At 70.7% G+C, this 18462-nt stretch carries 16 protein-coding genes and 1 pseudogene; 7 read left to right on the forward strand and 10 right to left on the reverse strand.

Annotated elements, in window-relative coordinates; all coding sequences use genetic code 11:
• Nucleotides 1-11 precede the first annotated feature (11 nt).
• From WHN02_RS15405 to WHN02_RS15425, 5 genes are read right to left on the reverse strand one after another with little or no spacing between them, the layout of a single operon-like run.
• Nucleotides 12-680 (reverse strand): hypothetical protein, encoded by a 669-nt coding sequence (locus WHN02_RS15405; protein WP_434739432.1) that lies wholly within the window; start codon nucleotides 678-680, stop codon nucleotides 12-14.
• Nucleotides 681-683: 3 nt separating this feature from the next.
• The gene (locus WHN02_RS15410; RefSeq protein ID WP_434739433.1) at nucleotides 684-1598 is read right to left on the reverse strand and encodes a carbohydrate ABC transporter permease; all 915 of its coding nucleotides are present in this window, start codon (nucleotides 1596-1598) and stop codon (nucleotides 684-686) included.
• Nucleotides 1595-2536: a carbohydrate ABC transporter permease gene (locus WHN02_RS15415; protein WP_434739434.1), complete on the reverse strand. Its 942-nt coding sequence runs from the start codon at nucleotides 2534-2536 to the stop codon at nucleotides 1595-1597. The genes WHN02_RS15410 and WHN02_RS15415 overlap by 4 nt, the downstream gene beginning before the upstream one ends.
• Nucleotides 2533-3834: an ABC transporter substrate-binding protein gene (locus tag WHN02_RS15420; RefSeq protein ID WP_434739435.1), complete on the reverse strand. Its 1302-nt coding sequence runs from the start codon at nucleotides 3832-3834 to the stop codon at nucleotides 2533-2535. Before WHN02_RS15420 ends, WHN02_RS15415 begins: the two co-directional genes overlap by 4 nt.
• Nucleotides 3831-5858 carry a DUF2264 domain-containing protein gene (locus WHN02_RS15425; RefSeq protein WP_434739436.1) on the reverse strand — a complete coding sequence of 676 codons (2028 nt, stop codon included), beginning with the start codon at nucleotides 5856-5858 and terminating at the stop codon, nucleotides 3831-3833. Before WHN02_RS15425 ends, WHN02_RS15420 begins: the two co-directional genes overlap by 4 nt.
• A gap of 340 nt (nucleotides 5859-6198) precedes the next feature.
• Here WHN02_RS15425 and WHN02_RS15430 point away from each other — a divergent pair, with 340 nt between their 5' ends.
• Nucleotides 6199-8220, forward strand: a complete 2022-nt coding sequence (locus tag WHN02_RS15430) for a heparinase II/III domain-containing protein (protein WP_434739437.1) — start codon at nucleotides 6199-6201, stop codon at nucleotides 8218-8220.
• A 34-nt stretch (nucleotides 8221-8254) separates the two neighbouring features.
• Here the strand turns inward: WHN02_RS15430 and WHN02_RS15435 are convergent.
• Nucleotides 8255-9448 (reverse strand): annotated as a pseudogene (locus WHN02_RS15435) (cytochrome P450); the annotation flags it as partial.
• A gap of 396 nt (nucleotides 9449-9844) precedes the next feature.
• Nucleotides 9845-10834, reverse strand: coding sequence for a helix-turn-helix domain-containing protein (locus WHN02_RS15440; RefSeq protein WP_434739438.1), 990 nt, complete (start codon nucleotides 10832-10834; stop codon nucleotides 9845-9847).
• A gap of 203 nt (nucleotides 10835-11037) precedes the next feature.
• Between WHN02_RS15440 and WHN02_RS15445 the strand changes: the two genes are divergently transcribed.
• The 4 genes from WHN02_RS15445 (at nucleotide 11038) to WHN02_RS15460 (ending at nucleotide 13731) form a co-directional block, all read left to right on the forward strand.
• Complete coding sequence (locus WHN02_RS15445) at nucleotides 11038-11343, forward strand: hypothetical protein (RefSeq protein WP_434739439.1); 306 nt, start codon at nucleotides 11038-11040, stop codon at nucleotides 11341-11343.
• 336 nt (nucleotides 11344-11679) lie between these two features.
• Nucleotides 11680-12732 carry a hypothetical protein gene (locus WHN02_RS15450; RefSeq protein WP_434739440.1) on the forward strand — a complete coding sequence of 351 codons (1053 nt, stop codon included), beginning with the start codon at nucleotides 11680-11682 and terminating at the stop codon, nucleotides 12730-12732.
• A 100-nt stretch (nucleotides 12733-12832) separates the two neighbouring features.
• Nucleotides 12833-13363, forward strand: coding sequence for a hypothetical protein (locus WHN02_RS15455; RefSeq protein ID WP_434739441.1), 531 nt, complete (start codon nucleotides 12833-12835; stop codon nucleotides 13361-13363).
• A gap of 38 nt (nucleotides 13364-13401) precedes the next feature.
• Nucleotides 13402-13731, forward strand: coding sequence for a hypothetical protein (locus WHN02_RS15460; RefSeq protein ID WP_434739442.1), 330 nt, complete (start codon nucleotides 13402-13404; stop codon nucleotides 13729-13731).
• Between the two features lie 361 nt (nucleotides 13732-14092).
• Here WHN02_RS15460 and WHN02_RS15465 read toward each other — a convergent pair whose 3' ends face one another.
• Both WHN02_RS15465 and WHN02_RS15470 read right to left on the reverse strand, forming a co-directional pair.
• On the reverse strand, nucleotides 14093-14233 hold the full coding sequence (locus WHN02_RS15465) for a hypothetical protein (RefSeq protein ID WP_434739443.1): 141 nt from the start codon (nucleotides 14231-14233) through the stop codon (nucleotides 14093-14095).
• A 160-nt stretch (nucleotides 14234-14393) separates the two neighbouring features.
• Nucleotides 14394-14987, reverse strand: a complete 594-nt coding sequence (locus tag WHN02_RS15470) for a TetR/AcrR family transcriptional regulator (protein ID WP_434739444.1) — start codon at nucleotides 14985-14987, stop codon at nucleotides 14394-14396.
• 238 nt (nucleotides 14988-15225) lie between these two features.
• On the opposite strand from WHN02_RS15470, the gene WHN02_RS15475 reads away from it, so the two are divergent.
• On the forward strand, nucleotides 15226-16245 hold the full coding sequence (locus WHN02_RS15475) for an aldo/keto reductase (RefSeq protein ID WP_434739445.1): 1020 nt from the start codon (nucleotides 15226-15228) through the stop codon (nucleotides 16243-16245).
• 61 nt (nucleotides 16246-16306) lie between these two features.
• On the opposite strand, the gene WHN02_RS15480 is transcribed toward WHN02_RS15475, so the two are convergent.
• Nucleotides 16307-17413 carry a hypothetical protein gene (locus WHN02_RS15480; RefSeq protein WP_434739446.1) on the reverse strand — a complete coding sequence of 369 codons (1107 nt, stop codon included), beginning with the start codon at nucleotides 17411-17413 and terminating at the stop codon, nucleotides 16307-16309.
• A 287-nt stretch (nucleotides 17414-17700) separates the two neighbouring features.
• Here WHN02_RS15480 and WHN02_RS15485 point away from each other — a divergent pair, with 287 nt between their 5' ends.
• Nucleotides 17701-18438 carry a VOC family protein gene (locus tag WHN02_RS15485; protein WP_434739447.1) on the forward strand — a complete coding sequence of 246 codons (738 nt, stop codon included), beginning with the start codon at nucleotides 17701-17703 and terminating at the stop codon, nucleotides 18436-18438.
• Nucleotides 18439-18462: the final 24 nt, after the last annotated feature.

Consider the following 18462-nt stretch of genomic DNA (forward strand, 5'->3'; position numbering starts at 1 on the left):
CATCCGGGGTGTCAGGTGGCTCGGGGTTCGGCCGGCGGGTCGAGTGCCACGCGCAGACTGAAGTGGCTGTTCGCCCAGACCACGTAGAGCAGCGGAGCGGCGGCCACCCCCAGGGCGATCGCGGGACGCAGCGTGATCAGCTGCGCCAACAGGGCGAGGACCAGCAGCGACGCGCCGGTGAGGTACCAGCGGCGTACCGCCAGGTAGAGGCAGGCCCGCGCCACCCGGGGCAGCCGCGCGGCGGGCTGTTCCGCGATGGCCACCAGTCCGAGAAGTGTGGTGGCGACGGTGAGGACGGCCAGCATGGCCAGGATCGGCAGCGCGACCGCTCCGGCCCGGTGTCCCCAGAGGGCGTACGCGTCCACGCCGAGGACGACCAGGACGACGGTCGCCGTGGCGGCCCAGCGCATCGCCGGTCGGGCGGTGGCCTGCCAGGCCCGGCCGAAGGTGCGCAGCGGGCCGTCGGCCCGCCCGGCGGTGTAGGCGGACATCACCGCGAAGACCGCGCACAGCCCCGGCGCGCACAGCGGAGCGGCCAGCGCGTACAGCGGCCAGGCCCGGGTGCTGTCGGTGGTGACGGCGAGCAGCACCAGCGGCAGACCGCCGACCACCAGGAGCATGTTGGTGACCAGGGCGGTGTACACCCCGTCGAGGACGGCGTGGACGGTGTCGTGACGCATCGGTCAGCCCTTCAGCCCGGTGGTGGCGATGCCCTCGACGAAGTGCCGTTGCCCGAGCAGGAAGATGACAGCGACGGGCAGGACCGACAGGACCGACCCGGTCATGATCAGCGCGTACTCGGCGTTGTACTGCGAGATGAACGTGCGCAGCCCCAGCTGGACGGTGCGCAGGTCGGGACTGCGCAGGTAGATCAGCGGACCGAGGTAGTCGTTCCAGGTGGTGACGAAGGTGAGCAGGGTCAGGCTCGCCAGCGCCGGGCGGGACAGCGGCAGCATGATCCGCCGGTAGATGCCGAACTCGGAGAGGCCGTCCACCCGTGCCGACTCGCTGAGTTCCTCGGGGATCGTCTCGTAGAACTGCTTCATCAGGAACACCCCGAACGCGCCGAACGCCTGGAGTGCGACGATCGCCCACAGGGTGTTCGACAGGCGCAGCTCGGACATGAGGATGAACTGCGGGATCATGTACGACTGCCACGGGACGGCGATGGTGCCGATGTAGGCCAGGAAGAGCAGGTTGCGGCCCGGGAACCGGATCCGGGCGAAGCCGTACGCGGCGAAGCTGCCGGTGAACACCTGGAGCAGGGTGACGAGCACCGACAGCAGCAGGGTGTTCCTCAGCCACGTCGTCATCTCCGACCGTTGCCAGATGTCGACGTAGTTGCGCCACACGAGGGTGTCCGGGAACCACTGGATCGGGATGGTGAAGACCTCGCTGTCGGTCTTCAACGACGACATCACCATCCAGTAGAACGGCAGCAGCAGGACGGCCACCGCGACGACGAGGGCGAGGTATCCGGCGACCCGCCGACCGGAGGCGAACCGCCGACCGGGTGCGGACCGCCGACCGGGTGCGGACCGGACCGGCCCGGTGGTGGCGACGGGTACGGGTGACGGGGTGCGGCGGGTCGCGGTCATCGGCTCTCCCTCCGGTTGTTGACCCAGAACTGGACGGCCGTGACCCCGAAGCAGATCGCGAACAACACGACGGAGACCGCCGAGGCGTAACCGAACTGGTTCTCGACGAAGCCCTTCTGGTAGATGTACTGCGACAGCACCAGCGTGGACTGGCCCGGGCCGCCCTCGGTCATCACGAGGATGAGGTCGAAGACCTTGAAGCTGCCGATGGTCAGCATCACGACGACGAAGAACGTGGTGGGCCGCAGCCCGGGGACGGTGACGTGCCGCAGCCGCTGCCACGCGCTCGCGCCGTCGATCCTGGCGGCCTCGTACAGCTGGGCGGGGATGGTCTGCAGGCCGGCCAGGAACAGCAGCATGTAGTAGCCCGTCTCGCGCCACGTCCCGACGATGACGACCGCCGGCATCGACCAGTCCGCCGACGTCGTCCAGCCGGGCGGACTGTCGACACCGACAGCCCGCAGGAACGCGTTGACCGGCCCGTACTCCGGGCTGAACAACTGGTTCCACACGACGGCGATCGCCACCACCGACGTGATGTACGGGAAGAAGGCGGCGGTCCGGAAGAACCCGACACCGCGGAGCCTGCGGTTGAGCAGCAGCGCCAGGCCGAGGGCCGCGGCCATGGTCAGCGGGATGTGGAAGGCGGTGTAGTAGAGGGTGTTGCGCAGGGCGGTCCAGAAGCTCGCGTCCTCCCACATCCGCCGGAAGTTCGCGCTCCCGGTCCACCGGGCCACCCCGAACACGTTCCAGTCGGTGAAGGCCAGGTAGCCCAGCGCCACCACCGGCACCAGCGTGAGCAGGGCGAACCCGACGAAGTTGGGCAGGATGAACGACCAGCCCGCGAGGGTGTTGCGCCATACCAGGCGGTTGCGTCCGGGGCGCGACCCCGTCGACCGGAGCCGCCCCCGGCCGCGACCGACAGTACCGGGGGTCACCGGGTGTGGCCCTCGTTCCTGGCACGGGTCTGGGCCTGGGTGACGGCCTCGTCGAGGCCCTCGCTGTCGGACATGACCGCCGAGTGCAGGTCGTTGAGCACGTTCTGCACGCCGGCGGTGTGCGGCGAGACCGGGTTCTCCGGACGGATGTCGTGGGTGCCGTACGCGAACTTCGACAGGTCGTCCCCGGGTACGCCGTCGAGGGCGAACAGCGTCTCGGTGATCGGGGCGGAGACCCGGGCGGGGGTGATGCCGATACCCGCCAGCGCCTTGCCGGCGTCCTCACCGGCGACGTACGCGAGGAACTCCTGGGCGGCGGCGACCTTCGACTTCTTGATCTTCGGGTTGATCCCCATGCCGGTCGGGTCACCGAAGGTGACAGGTGTGGCGCCGGTGCCGGCGGTGGACCTGTCGTACTGCGGGGCGGGGGCGATGCCCCACTCGAAGGTGTCGGCGTCGCCGGTGCCGCGCTGGTTGAGCAACGTGGCCACGTACCAGGTGCCCATGAGCAGCATCGCCGACTGCTGCTTGCCGAACTGCGCCTGGTAGGTGAGCTTGTTGGTGTTCGCGGTGCCGAAGGTCGGTTGGGCGCCGGCGGCCTGGAGGTCGAGCGACCGCTGGTAGTACGGCTTGAGGTAGGAGAAGTCGCCGGAGAGCAGGTCGGCGCCGGGGGTCTGGGCGAGCGCGAAGCCCTGCGCCGTGGACTGCCAGACGTGTTGGTAGGCGCCGGTCGCAGTGGATCCGGCGGCCTTCAGCCCGGCGGTGAGCTGCTTGGCCGCGACGGCGTAGTCGTCCCAGGTCCAGCTTCCGTCCGGGTGGGCCACCTTCGCCTCGTCGAACAGCTCCTTGTTGTAGTACAGCACCCAGGAGTCCTGCCGGTACGGGATCGCGTAGGTGGTGCCGTCGACCTGGTAGGGGGCCAGCGCGGGCAGGGAACCGAGGGCGGATCCGGCGTCGGAGACGTCGAGGAGCTGGCCGCCGCTCTGGTAGGTGGCGAAGTTCTTCAGGTTCTTCAACACGTACACGTCCGGGGCGGTGCCGGCGGCGAGGTCGGCGATCATCTGGGTGTCGTAGTTCGTGGCGTCGTACTCCTTGAGTTCGATCGTCACGTCGGGGTGGGTCGCCGTGAACCCGTCGGCGAGGGTCTTGAACTCCGGTGTGGAGGCCAGACTCCACCCCGCCAGGGTGATGGTGACCGGGGCGTCGGGGTCGACTGGTTCGTCCTCGCCGCCGCAACCGGCGAGGACGAGCGTCAACGCCATCGCGGCGCTGACGACGGCTGACGTCGCGCGTTTCATGCCTGCTCCTCGGATTCGGGGCCGGTGGTGTCAGGTCGGCCGGTCGGTGTGGTCGGGTCCGCGTCGAGGCGGACGGTGGTGTCGAGTCCGTCCGGCCACCGCACAGTCAGCTGCGCACCGGCGGTGTCGGGCACGGCCCGGCACGCCCGCCGTCGCGCGGACCCGGCACCGCCGGACAGTTCGACGAGGGAGGCGGTCCAGGTGCCGGTCCGGACCGGGTACGCCAGCCACGGCACCGTCGACGCCCCGCCGCCCAGCGGCCCGGCGTCGGCGACCGACGTGGTGCCGGGGCTGCCGGTGCCGATGACGTCGTCGATCCGGCTGGTCACGCCCGCCCCGGTCACGCGGAGCCCGCCGCCGCCCTCGGTGGTGGCCACCCCGTCCGGCACCGGCCACCCGCCGACGACCAGCCGTAGACCGGTCGGGTCGACGCCCTCGGCGAGGTCCTCGACGCGGGCCAGGCGCAGCTCCCAGGGGCCGCGGACCACCGAGTAGACGGTGAGGTGACCGGCCGGCCGCGACCGGCCACCGCGCCCGCTGCCGTGGTCGCGCTGGTCGGGGTCCGGGTCGAGCCAGTGGGCGAGGGTACGCGACCCGGCGACGCCGACGCCGTCCCCGCCGACCCGCTGTGTCACCAGGCGCATGCCGGCGCGGTGGGTGGCACGACCGGCGTCGTCGACCAGGGTGACCGACTGGTCGAGTGGGGTCACCCAGCCGGACTCGTCGAGCACCGGGCTGGTCGCCGTCGAGTAGCCGAGCCGGGTGTAGAGGGGGGAGTCTCCGACGGCGGTGCCCTCTGTCGCGTGGTCGGTGCCGTGGTTGACCACCCGGACGATCCCGTCGGAGCGGGTGGCGGAGACCAGCCAGCCCGGGGCGCGTACGGCCCGGACGGCGTCGTGCTCCTCGACCGGCAGTGGCTGCTCCGGCACCCGCCACACCGGATGGTCGTCGGGCAGGGCGATGCCGAGCAGTCCCTTGCTCGCCCAGTAGGGGGATCCAGGTCCGGAGTAGTGCTGGGCCAGCCGTGGCCACGGGCGGTGCCAGCCGAGGGTGAGCAGCCCGTCCGCGTCCGGAGCGCCGCGGGTGACGAAGTGGCGTACGGTCTGCGTGGCGGCCCGGCGAAGCCGCCCGAGGTCGACAGACGGCACCCCGGCGACGACGCCGACCCAGAACGGGGCCGCGGCGGCGAACCGGTAGATCAGGCTCCGTCCCTGGATCAGGGGTGATCCGTCGCCGCCGACGAGGGCTATCGCGTCACGCAGGAACCGGTCGAGGTTCGCGCGATCGGTGTCCCGTCGGCCGGCGGCGAGGTCGTCGGCGCCGGACATCCTCGCCCACAGCGTCGGGTACAGGTGCAGCGCCCATCCGACGTAGTGGTCGTAGGCGCGTTCGGGGCCGTCGGACATCCAGCCGTCGGGGCGTACCAGGCTGTCGTGGGTGGCGAGGTCCTCGGCCATCTCGCCCAGCGAGTACGGCCCTCCCACCGACCGTAGGAACGTCTGCACGAGCAGGCGGAACCAGACCCAGTTGATCCTCGGGTACGTGTCGTCGCCGACGGCCGGGGCGAGGTAGCGCACCACGCGCTCCTGCACGGCGGGGGGCAGCCGGTCCCAGAGCCACGGCCGGGTCAGGTCGAGGATCAGGGCCAGCGAGGCGGCCTCCACCTTCGCCTGGGGGTGCTCGTCCAGTCGGACCCACCGCTCCGGCGAGTTCGGGTCGGTGCCGGCGGTGATCCCGGCCGCGTACCGGTCGACGAGTTCGTCGACACCCTTGCCCTGCGCACCGGCGATCCGGAAGCCGGCCAGCAGGAACGTCCGGGCGAATCCCTCCAGCCCGTCGACGGCTCGCCCGTAGCCACCCGGTGGGCCGGGGAAGGTGACGAGGGCGTGCCCCGGTGAGGCGTGCGTCCGGGCGGCGGCGAGCAGCCGGTCGGCGAGGGCCAGCCAGTCGAGGCGGCTCCACGTCGCAGCGGTGGGCGGGACCGCCGTGGTGGGGGCGGGGTCCCTCGGTGTGCCGGACATCATCGGCGGTCCTGTCGCCTCGGCCCACCTCGGGGAGTGGGCGAACGGAAGACGTCGCCGGCTCTGTGTCGGACAGGGCGCGGCGGGGTTTCCGAAGTAAAACGTTCACAACGATACGTGTCAATGCCATGAGTGAACGCAGGCGGACACGTTCGATCACGAACGTTCATCCGCCACCGCTGCGAACTGGGAATGTCCGTCGGGACGGGAACATGACGCCGGTCGGATACCGGGTGCGGCTCCCGGTCGGACCCGACTGCCGTGGATCGATGTGTTAACGATCGACATCGATCCTGGTACGGTCGCCGTGGTTCATGTCCGCGTTGCCGTACACCGAGGACCCATGACCGCCACCGACCGCTTCACCGGTCCGCTCGCCGTCGCCTGGCCGGGTGTCGGACCCGCCCTGCTCGAACAGGTCCTCCAGCCCCCCGAGACGTCGCTGCCCGTACCCCCGGCGCAGGACCGGACCACCTGGGCCGAGTCGCGGCTGGACCCGCCCACCCTGCGGCGGCTACGCGCCCACGCCGAAGAGGACCTGGGTGGACCCTGGCCCTCGCTGCCGGCCCGGCACTACGCCAGGTACTTCCGCGACGGCGACCGCGACACCTACGAACAGCTGGTCTTCGCCCGCCAGCGGCGGCTGACCCGGGCCGGCGTCCTCGCCGCCGCGACCCTCGACCCGGACTGGCTCGACGAGGTGGTCGACGGCGTCGTGTCGCTGTGCGAGCAGAGTTCCTGGTGCTGGCCCGCCCACGACGACACCCACACCCGCCACGGCGCCGTGCTGCCGACGGTGACCGATCCGTACCTCGACCTCGGCGCGGGCGAGGTCGCCGCGCAGCTCACCTGGATCGACCACCTGCTCGGCCGGCCACTCGACGAACACGTCCCGGGCCTGCGCCCGCGCATCCGACACGAAGTCGACCGGCGCGTGCTGACCCCGTTCACCGACCGCCGGGACTGGCACTGGCTCGGCCTCGACGGCGACGTCCACAACTGGAGTGCGTGGATCCACGGCAACGTCCTCGTCGCCGCGCTGCGCCTGGTCGACGACCCACCCCGCCGGGCGGCGATCGTCGCCTCCGTCGTCGAGGGCCTCGACCGGTACGCCGCCTCCCTGCCGGCCGACGGTGCCGTCGACGAAGGCTACGGATACTGGTGGCAGGGCGCATGCCGGGCACTGGAGGCACTCGACATCCTCGCCCACGCCAGCGGCGGGCGGCTCGACGGCGTACCGGGCGAGGCCCTGCGGCACACCGTCGCCTTTCCGCATCGCATGCACCTCGGCGGTGCCTGGTATCTCAACCACGGTGACGGGACGGCGCGGCCACCGGCCACCCCACCCTGGGACGCCCTGTACCGGGCCGCCCGACGCGTCGGCGACCGGGACGCCCTGGCCCACGCCGCCGCCCACCGCAACCGCGACGCCCCCGTGGCCGACGAGGACCAGGGGCTCGGCCGGCTCCTGCGCGCACTGACCCACCGGGAATGGATCGACGCCACCCCCGGGACACCGCCGCTACCCCGTGACGTGTGGCTTCCCTCCACCCAGGTCCTGCTGGCCCGCCCCCGGCACGGCAGCACCGCCGGCCTGACCCTGGCGGTCAAGGGTGGGCACAACGGCGAACACCACAACCACAACGACGTCGGCGGATTCGTCGTCGCCCTCGACGGCATACCCGTCCTCGTCGACGCCGGTCGCCCCACCTACACCGCGCAGACCTTCGGACCCGACCGGTACGACATCTGGACGATGCAGAGCGAGTGGCACAACGTCCCCCACATCCGGGGGACCGCCCAGGCCCCCGGCCACGCCCACCGCGCCCGCGACCTGGCGGCCGTCGTCGACCCCACCAGGGCCGAGTTGTCCCTGGACATCGCCGCCGCCTATCCCCGCACCGACGTACGCCACTGGCGGCGCACCGCACGGCTGGAGCGCGACAGCGGACGGATCGTGGTCACCGACTCCTGGGATCTCGCCCCGACCGACACCGCCCCACCGACCCGTGTCCACCTGCTCGTCGCCGGTGACGTGCAGGTCGGCGCGGGCCGGGCGGAGATCACCGCCAGGCACGGTGCCGGCCGCCTCACGCTGACCTGGCAGCCCGCCTCCGCCCCCGGCACCGTGACCGCGCGCCCACTCGACGACCCCCTGCTCGTGGGCGTGTGGGGACGCGGACTCACCCGCCTGGAGATCGACGTCGGCGCGACCACGGCCACCGGCGCGTTCGTCCTCACCGTCGAGGAGCCCCCTCGGTCCGGGCCTGGCCGTGCGGAACGAAGCGGGCGCGCAGACCCGCCGGGGCGAGCCGGCCGAGGAACCTCGGAGCCGCCGTCGTGGCGTTCGGAGAGTCGAGGGTGAACCGTTGCGCCAGGCGGGAGGTGGCGAGGGTGAGTTGCCGCAGCGCCAGCGTCGAGCCCAGGCAGACCCGGGGACCGGCACCGAACGGCAGGTACGCCCGGCCCGGCACCGGGCAGCCGGGCGCCCACCGGCCGGGGTCGAACTCGTCGGGCCGCGACCACCACCGGGGGTCCCGCTGGATCAGGTACGGGTTCAGCAGCGCCTCGTCCCCGGGGCGCAGCGACCACCCGTCGACGGTGGCGTCGGCGTGGGCGGTCCGGGTCATCAGCCAGACCGGCGGGTAGAGCCGGAGCACCTCCCGGACCACGGCCTCGGCCAGCGGGAGCCGCGCCGTCGGCGGGGCGTCGCCGTCGACCGGGCAACCGCTGTCGGTCGGGGCACCGCCGTCGGTCGGGCCGCCCGCCTCGGCGCGCAGGTCGGCCAGGAGCCGGGGGCGCAGGGCGAGTTCCCGGACGACGGAGACCAGGGCGGCGGCGGGGATGCCGTGGCCGCCCATCAGGACGCCGCGCAGCGTCGCCGTCACAGTGTGGTCCGACAGCGGCGGATCGACCGCCAGCAGCAGAGCGAGCAGGTCACGCCCCGGTGGCCCGGAGGCGGCCCGACGACGGCGGACGATCCCGGTCAGGGTCTCGACGGTGCGCCGGTGCACCCTGAAGAAGCGGCGGTGCCGGGGGAGGGGGAACCAGGCGGGGAACTGGAACGACGTCGCGGTGAAGGGGGCGGTGGCGTCGAGGTTCTCGGCGAGCAGGACGGGGATCCCGACGGCGTCCGCACCGAAGCAGTAGTCCGCCACGGCGTGGGCGGTGAAGTCGCGCATCACGGTCAGGACGTCGACCTCGCGGCCGGCGGTGGCGTCGGTGACCGTGTCGAACAACTCGACGGTACGCAGGTCGGCCGCGCCGGCGGCGGCCCGGTTCAACCCCGGCCAGACGGTACGGCGGGCCGACATCCAGGCCTCGGCCTCCTCGGCGGCCCGGTCGACGTCGGGTCGGTCGCCGAACGGGGCGAGTTCGGTGACGAAGCTGTCGTTGGTGCGGGTGAGCACCTCGTGGGCCACGTCCGGGTCGGCGACGAAGACGGTCCGTTCGTCGAAGGAGAAGACGTCGCCGTACTCGCTGTGGCAGCGGCGCAGGAACCCGATCCGGTCGGCGTCGTACTCGGTGGTGTTGCCGGTCAGCCATTGCCCGCGTGGGCCCGGCGGTCGGCCGGGTCGTTCGCCGTCTGCCATCCGCTCTCCCGGGAAGAGGAACACAGGACCCCGGGGCCGGGATCCTGTGCGCGTGTCGCCTACGGTCGCTGACGGACGTGGTGACGGGTACGGATCACTGGTAGTTGTAGAACCAGTACGGGTAGCGCCCGCTGACCCGCGTGCGGCCGGTCAGACGGGCCGCCGCGTAACGCAGCTTCCGTGCCATGGTTCACCTCCCCGATCGATCGATGACGATCTCGTGGGCGAGATCGTGTCACGGTGCGAACGCGTGGCGCAACGGCCGCCGCCCGGATGCCGGGGCGGTGCCGCAACCGGTGCGGCGCGGACCTCGCCGTGACCGACCTTGACCAGCGACGACACCGCCGCCGCCGACGCGGGCAGGGCGCTATCCGGCGATTCGAGTGATGTTCCGGATCAAGCCCGCCCCTGCGGGGCGTCCGTGTGCCAGGTGGTGTCGCGGTAGTCGCGGGGTGGGGCGCCGGTGTGGCGGTGGAAGGCGCGGCTGAACTCCGCAGGACGGGTGAAGCCCCAGCGGCGGGCGATGGTGGCGATGGTCAGGTGGTTGAGGCGAGGGTCGGCCAGGTCGCGGCGGGCCCGGTCGAGGCGGCGGGTACGGATGTGGGTGGCGACGCTGTCCGGGTGGTGCAGCTGGAAGATGCGGTGCAGGTAACGCAGGGAGATCCGGTGGGCGGCGGCGACGGTGGGGGGACGCAGCTGCGGGTGGTGCAGGTTGTCCTCGATGAAGGCGATGACGCGCAGGTAGAGGGTGTGCGTGGCGGAGCGCAGCGGCGGGTTCCTGCGTTCCAGGTGGTGGGCGAGCACGGCGGTGGTCAGGTCCACCACGATGGTCTCCAGGCGTAGCGCATCGCTCTCGGTGCATGGGGCCCGGCCGTCGGCCAGCGAGGTGAGGAAGGTGGACAGGAGACGGCCGATGCCATCCGACTCGGGGAGCAGCGACGTGGCGAAGAGGCCGGCCACCTGATCCACGGGCAGCGGAAGTGTCCTCTTGGGAAACTGCAGGATCACGGTCTCCGCCGGTGAGGTCGCGCTGACGACCGCCTCGAAGGGTCTGGAGCTGTCATAGATGACGAGGTCCCCGCTGCGGAGCACGGTGCTGGTGTCGTTCTGCTCGATTCCCTGGCTGCCCGCCCGGATGAGAGCGATCTGGTAGTGCTCCGGGTCCGACTTCCGGATCTCCTTCGAGGACCGCCGCGACGACAACGAGGTGTAGGCCATGGAGGCCACTTGTGCGTCGCCGAGCGGCATGACCCGCAGGTGGGCGGTGAACGCCTCGGGGACGGGGCTGTCGAGCGCCGTCGGTATCAGCGAAGCGGCCGTGACGTGCCGCCAGGCGTCCAGACGTTCCCGGGCGGCGATCGTTGCACCGTCGAACACATTGATCATGGCCCCCGCCCTTCCATCGATGCGCTCCCAGCGTAACGAGTGATCCATCGATGTGCGCTGAGTGGCTACGACTGTGCGCTGGGCGCTAACGACAGGCCGACGGTGACGTCCGAGGATTGGTGCACGGAACAGGTTGCGGCAGTTGTTTCTCCGACACGTAGGAGGTTTCGGTGAGGTTGCGTTCCAGGGCCAAGCATGCAGGTGTGCTGTTGTCGATCGTGTTGGTGGCCCCACTGGCCTTCGCAGTGCCCGCATCGGCGAACGTCCGTTCCGACGAGGATGTCGCCACTGTCAGTGCCGCGTGCGTGCACTCCGTGAGCTGGGGCACGAATGGCGTGTGGCGAACTGTCACCGTCCGCAATTCCTGCAGTGTGAAGAAGTGCTACCGGGTCGACGTCCCCGGTATCGGTGATCCACTGAAGAGCGTCGCCGCGTACGCCACCGAGACGGACGAGTACGTCGGCACGATCCTGCCGCGAGGTCGGGGAATCTACGAGGCGAGCTGCTAGCTCGGCCTTCAACCTGTGGTGGCTGTTGGTGACCTTGGCTGATCATGACGACAGCCCTCGGTCGATCGTCTTGTCTATCGGGGGATGATGATTGATGGCCGAGGGCTCTCGTGAGGACCGGATCGCCTGCATCCTGGTCTGAGCCTCGTTGACCCGTCCGTCGCCACAGGATCCCGACGGTGTGCTCGTCGGGATCCGGCTGGCAGGAGACCGGCCTCACGGAGTCTGGTCGGCGTGGCGGGCGTACGGGGCGAGTCCCACCGGTGAGGCCTGCATGGTCGTACACTCCCCGGGTCGCGCCGTCGATCGGTGCGTGGTGGCGGGAGGTGGTCCGCGGTGGGTGAAGCGGGTGAGGTCTCGTCCGCGTCCGGGGGCGGTGCACCGCCGGAGGGCGGGCGCAGGAACAGGGTCCTGATCCTGGGGGCCGTGGCGGTCGTGGTGGCCATGGTGGCGGGCGTGACCGTGTGGTTCACCAGGCAGGCGCCGCCGGAGGCGGACGACGCCTCGGGCGGCCCGCCTCGTTCCGTGCCCGTCCGGTTCGACCCCGGACAGCAACTGATCCGCCTCGACTTCCTGCCCGGCCCCGTCCGTGAGGCCACCTATGTGACCGAGCCCGACATGCACACCGTCACGGTGAGGGGGCTACCCGACGGTGCACCGGCCACGGAGGAGGGTGACCGGGCCGCAGCCGACCAGGGCTGGTGGGTCGAGGTCATGATGGCGGCCCGCGACGTCGACGTGCACCGTTACGACCGGGAGTACGACGAGGAGCACGGATGGCGGGTCCCGGGTGATGCGGTCGCGCCGGTGCGCGGTCGCCCGGCCTTCCAGAACGAGGGTCGGGTGCTGTCCTGGGAGTACGCCCGGAACGCGTGGATGCGGTTGACGCTCAACGGCGTCGACCGACATGACGAGATTCTCCGGCGGGTGGTCGAGGGTATCCGCTGGGAGGCGGCACCGCTGGCTCTGCCGTTCACGGCCGGGGGGCTGCCCGACGGTGCCGTGCTCGGCGGTGCGCGCCTGGAATGGGCCGAGGACGGGCCGCTGAGGGCCTCCTCCCAGTACCTGCTCCGGTCGAACCAGGACCACAACAGGCCGGACATCGTGGTCGGCCTCACCACCGAGGACCTTGCGAGCGGCAGGAGCAACCTCACCGAGGACGTCACCGTGTCCGGCCGGTCCGCCACCGCGACCGACTGGCGGAGTAAGAGCAGACCGGGGCTCTACCGGGTGGCGCAGCTTCCCGGGTGCGCCGCGTGTGTGGTGGAGTTCGGCGTCCTGACCCGACAGGCCCACGAGGCGGTGGGAGGAAGGGACGTGCTGAAGCTGGCGGCGTCGATCCGGCTGGTCGACGGCCACGACGATCCCGCCCGGTGGCGCCCCCGGTAGCTGGTCGCGCTGGGCCTTGTCGTACTCGCTGCGTGCACTCGACAGGCATTGACAAGCCTCATTTTAATCTCAAGAATTCGAAGTCATGGATTCTCGTTTGGTGCGACGTGTGGCGGGTCGGGTCGTGTCGACGGTCGCGGCGACCATCATGGCGATGGGAGTGGCGGCACCGGCGGCGGCCACGGAAGACGTACGAGATGTGGCACGTCCGGACACGGCCGCAAGCATCGGATCGGGCAGCGACTCGTCACCCCGCCTGCTGCTCGCCGAGACCGCGCCGCTCACCAGGTACTGGGGGTCGAAGAAGGACCACATGTCCTCGGTGTTCCACCCGGGCGCGGGCTACGCAGCCGAGTTCGTGCTCGGGCAGATCCACACCACCTGGGCCACTGGCACCCATCCACTGTTCCAGTGCGTGACGGGCACCGACCGGTTCACCTCGCCCCAGTTCAACTGCGAGGGGAAGTCCAACATCGGGGAGATCGGGTACGCCTACAGCGCCCCGCCGGCCGCCCCGAACCGGGCGTTCTACCGGTGCCTCGTCCGCAGCAACGGGGAACACTTCGACTCCGTCGATCCGAACTGCGAGGGCCAGCGGCTGGAAGGTCTGCTCGGCTACCTCCTCCTGTGACGGGTCAGGTCCCGATGCCCGTACACGACAATGGCCCGGTGCTACCAGCGGGGAGGCGGTCGGCCGCGAGCCGCGTCGTCGCGCACGTCGTCCTGTTCGGCTGGCACGGCCTGGTGATCATCGTCTACCTCGCTCTCCTCGACCGGCAGTCTTCAATGCGTGAGTCGTGGGGCAACGCGCCAAAGGAGGACATGATGATCTTCGGGTTCCAGGTCGGTGTACCGATGCTCCTCGGCAGCCTGCTGGTTGGTCTGGTCCTGCTCCGGAGGCTCATGGCGGGAAACCGGATCAACTCGGCGGTGGTGCTCGGCACCGTCGCCGCCGCACCGGTGCTGCTGTGTGTGGCGGTGCTCGCCGGTCAAGCCTGAAGCACTGCCGAGAGGCCAGCCCAACGGCGTCAGCGGCCAGAACTTGGCTGCCGGCGAGCCAACCGCCGGATCCAGACAAGGCAGGCCACAAGCACAGTGATCGCGACGACTCCGACACCGATGCGGGCCGCAAGCTCGGCGGTCCCCAGTCCGCTCGTGTACGTCAGAGGGAACAGAACGGCAAAAGAGGTGATGGCCGTGGACGCGGCGACACAAGCTGGGAGTCCCAGTCTTCTTCCCATCCTGCGCCCCTTCTGACTATCGACTCAGTAGCTGCTCGTGACGTCTGTGACCGCGGACATCGCCCACGGTCGAGGCTCGAATCCTGCTGCTGCCATCATCGCCCAGTAGTTGGTCGGACCTACTCGGAGGTGTTGTTCTTCCGGCCGAGGACCAGGGCGGCCGTCGACCACACGACCAGTACGGCGGCGATACCGCCAGAAATGATCTCCAGTGGCTCGTCGAATCCGGTCAGTATCCGTAAGAGCAGGGTGCCGGACATCGCGACGAGGGTGAGCCGGTGCAGCCAGGGGGCATGCGACCCACGTTGCCTTCTCCCTTCGAGAGGTCGTCAGACCGATTCCCAATCTCTCAGTGAGACGCTCTCAAGCGGACATGACTACCGCGGATCGTGATTGGTGGTCACTGTCGCGTGATGTGCCCTAAGGGTGCGACGAGCCTCGTTGCAGGCCGGCGATGAGGAGGCCGACCATGCGGCGGGCGTCGTAGTGGGGTGTGCGCCCACCACCGGCGCAGAGGTTGCCGACGGCGAACAGGATCTCCTCGGCGTTCTGGCCGGGGTGGATCTCGCCCGCCTCGGCGGCGGCGTCGAGCAGCAGTGCGCAGGCGGGGACGAGCCGGTCGAGGAGGTACCTGTGCAGCGTCTCGAAGGTCGCCGCATCGGAGTGCAACACCTCGGCCAGGCCGTGCTTGGTGACCAGGAAGTCGACGAACAGGTCGATCCAGGCGGTCAGTGCGGCGTGCGGCGTACCCCCGGTGGCGAGCAGGGTCGGTGCGGCCTCGGCGCACGCCTCGACCTGGTGTCGGTAGACGGCGACGATGAGGTCGGCCCGGGTCGGGAAGTGGCGGTAGATCGTCCCCACGCCGACCCCGGCGCGGGCGGCGACGTCCCGGACGGGTGCGTCGACTCCAGCGGCGCGGAAGACCGCGGCGGCGGCCTCCAGCAGCGTCGCCTCGTTGCGTCGGGCGTCGGCCCGTTTGCGTGGGGCCGGCGACGCCGTCCCGCTGTCGTGCATCGCGTCGTCACCTCCGACCCTCTTGGCAAACGGAACACGGTTCCGTATGGTCTGTAGCGGAACGCTGTTCCGGTTGGCTCATCATGCCAGAGCCGGATGACGGGCGACCACGCAGGCGTCCCGGTTCTCGCACCGCACCGACGAATCCGAACACGGGCGCGTCCACTCGCGCCGCCACCCCCGCCTCACCAGCGGTCCTGTCGGACCGCCATCACCGTCGACCTCACGGAGGAACGCCATGCAGTACCGCACCCTCGGTCGCACCGGAGTGAAGGTCAGCACCCTCGTGCTCGGCGCGATGAACTTCGGCGACATCGGCCGGTCCAGCCAGGACGAGGCCACCGCGGTCATCGACGCCGCCCTCGAAGGGGGAATCAACCTGATCGACACCGCCGACCGGTACAGCCAGGGCGAATCGGAGACGATGGTCGGCCGGGCCATCGCCGGCCGCCGCGACGACATCGTCCTGGCCACCAAGGCGACCCTGCCGATGGGCGACGAGCGCAACCACCGGGGCAGCTCACGCCGCTGGCTGTACACCGCCCTGGACGACAGCCTCCGCCGGCTCGGCGTCGACCACGTCGACCTGTACCAGATCCACAGGTGGGACCCGACCACAGCAGACGAGGAGACGCTGTCCGCGCTGACCGACCTCCAGCGCGCCGGCAAGATCCGCTACTTCGGCTCCTCGACGTTCCCCGCGTACCGGATCGTGCAGGCCGAATGGGCCGCCAGGGAACACCACCTCAGCCGGTACGTCACCGAACAGCCCAGCTACTCGATCCTGCAACGCGGCATCGAGACGCACGTCCTGCCCGTCACCGAGCAGTACGGGCTCGGCGTCCTCGCCTGGAGTCCGCTCGCCTCGGGATGGTTGTCGGGCGCGGTCCGGGCGGGCCGGGAGATCACCACCCACCGCGCCGACGTCCTGCCGGAACGCTTCGACCTCGGCGTTCCCGCCAACCGGGCGCGCCTCGACGCCGTCGAGCAGTTGGCCAAGGTGGCTGACGAGGCCGGGTTGACCCTGATCCAACTCGCGCTCGGTTTCGTCACCGCCCACCCGGGCGTCACCAGCGCCATCGTCGGCCCCCGCACGATCGACCATCTGCGCAGCCATCTCGCCGCCGCCGACACCGTGCTCTCCACCGACGTACTCGACGCGATCGACGCGATCGTCGCACCGGGCGTCGACCTCGCCCCCGGCGAGAAGCACGACACCCCGCCGGCCCTGCTCGACCCGGCACTGCGCCGACGCTGACCGGCGGGGAAGGACCGGAGCCGGTCCGCTTCGTCCGACCCGGCGGTCCTGCGGAGTGCTCTCACTCCGCAGGACCGCCGGACTGTCCCTCACCCTGTTGTATGGCGGCCTCGTCGCTCTGGGTGTCGCAGGCCATGGCGCGCAGCCGCGCCGACTGGTCGGGGTGCAGATCCGGCACGGCCGGTACCTGCTTCACGGCCGCCGTCGCGCTGACCTCGAACGCCAGCGTCGCCGCCGTGTCGGGTGGAGCTGGCGCCAGGGGGTCGAGGCAGGGTACGGCGAGCGCCACCACTGTGGTGCGAGGACGGTCGGGCCTGAGGTCGACCTTCAAGTCACCCGTGTCCCAGGTCTTCTTGGCGGTCCCACCGGGCTCGGTGGCGCTGCCGAGTACCTGGCGGGTCGCGGTGCCGGACCGGAGGGCATCCGGGTCGACGACCATGACGGCGATGCCGATGTTGAACGCGTGGGCTGCCTGGGCCTCGAAGGCCACCTTCGTGGTCGACGAGATCTTGGCGGTCAGGCTCGCCCGGCCTGGCAGCGGGAGCCCGTCCGGGCAGCGGTCGCCGAGGTGCCGCAGCTTCTCGTCGGGGCTCTGCGGGACGAGGTAGGCGCTGGAGAGGAACCTCGGGGCTGCCGGTTCACCGGACAGCCATCTGGCCAACGTGCGGGTGGGTTCGTCCTCGTGCCGGGCGGCGAGCAGCCAACGGGTGTTCACCCACCCGGGCACGATCGTATCCTTCACGGGATCCCCGATGCAGTAACCGGTGAAGCCGACGACACAGTCCCGGGTGAATCGATCAGTCTGGGGAAAGGCCAGGCCAGGTCCGGATCGCGCGAAGTTGCCGGTCGGGCCGTTGGTGACACCGCGAAAGGCAGTGTCGTACGTCTGCACGGCCGGGCAGGCCGGCAGTGGGAGTTCCGCCGGGGTAGGCGGCGCCACGAAGTTCAGCAGCGATCCGACGAGTGCGGGCAGCCCCAGCAGCGCGGCCGCGATCCCGAGCATGCCGGCCGGAGTCGATCCCTCGGCGGGCGCCGGGCTGCGACCGGGGATGCGGGCGCGGTAGGCGACCGTGGCGACCAGCAGGACGAAGGCACAGAGTGCGACGTCCACCAGCACGATTCGGGTCGATCCGAAGAGCAACCCGCTGACCACGAGGTAATAGCGCACGGACATGAGGAGAAGGGCGGCCACCACGATGAACAGCACCAGTGGCCAGGTACGTGAATGGGTGTCTGTGTCGGGGGTCGTGCCGGGAGAGGTGACCAAGGGGCTTCGACGTGTCCTCCGGTACCGTGCGAACCACTGAGGTTTCTTCGTCACCCGGTATGAGTATCAGCTGGGACCAGAACTCCTGTTTGTCCTGTCGCCTACGCGACCGACGCCTGTGAATTGCGCCAGGCGTACCAGAACCGGCCGACTGATCGGAATGCCGGACCGCCGCTAGCATTGCCGACATGGCTACCCGGCTCGTGCAGATCAACATGAAGGCTCGGGACGACTCCGCGCTGGGGGGTTTCTGGGCGGCGGCGCTCGGATGGGGGGTCTCCAGCGAGGCGCCCGGGGTGACGAACCTGGAACCTGAGGGGTTTTCCTATCCCGATCCGGCGGCCGTCTGCATCGACCTCGTCGTCTCCACCGAGCCGAAGGCGGGGAAGAACCGGGTGCACGTCGACCTCGCCACCACCTCGGCCGCCCACCGAACGGAGCTGGTGACGCGTCTGCGGGACCTCGGCGCGACCCCCGCCGACGTCGGCCGGGGCGACGTCGGGTGGACGGTCATGGCCGACCCGGAGGGCAACGAGTTCTGCGTCCTGGATCCCGGACCCCTCCACCAGGACACCGGGCCGATCGCGGCTGTGGTGGTCGACTGCGTGGACCCCCGCGCGATGGCCCGTTTCTGGGGCACGGCGACGGACTGGACGGTGCACGAGGTGACCGACCACGAGGCGGTGCTGCGTTCCGCCGAGGGCGTCGGCCCGTACCTGCGGTTCGTGCGGTCACCCGAGGCCAAGACCGGGTGGAACCGGGTCCACCTCGACGTCCGCCCGTACCCCGGTGACGATCCGGAAGCGGAGACGGCGCGACTGGTCACCCTCGGTGCCACCGTGGTCGACCTCGGTGCGGCCGAGGTCTCGTGGACGGTCATGGCCGACCCGGAGGGAAACGAGTTCTGCCTGCTCGCCCCGGGCTGACCCGGGCCGGTCCGCGTCGGTGCC

The organism is Micromonospora sp. SH-82, assembly GCF_051132485.1.
Lineage (GTDB): Bacteria > Actinomycetota > Actinomycetes > Mycobacteriales > Micromonosporaceae > Micromonospora.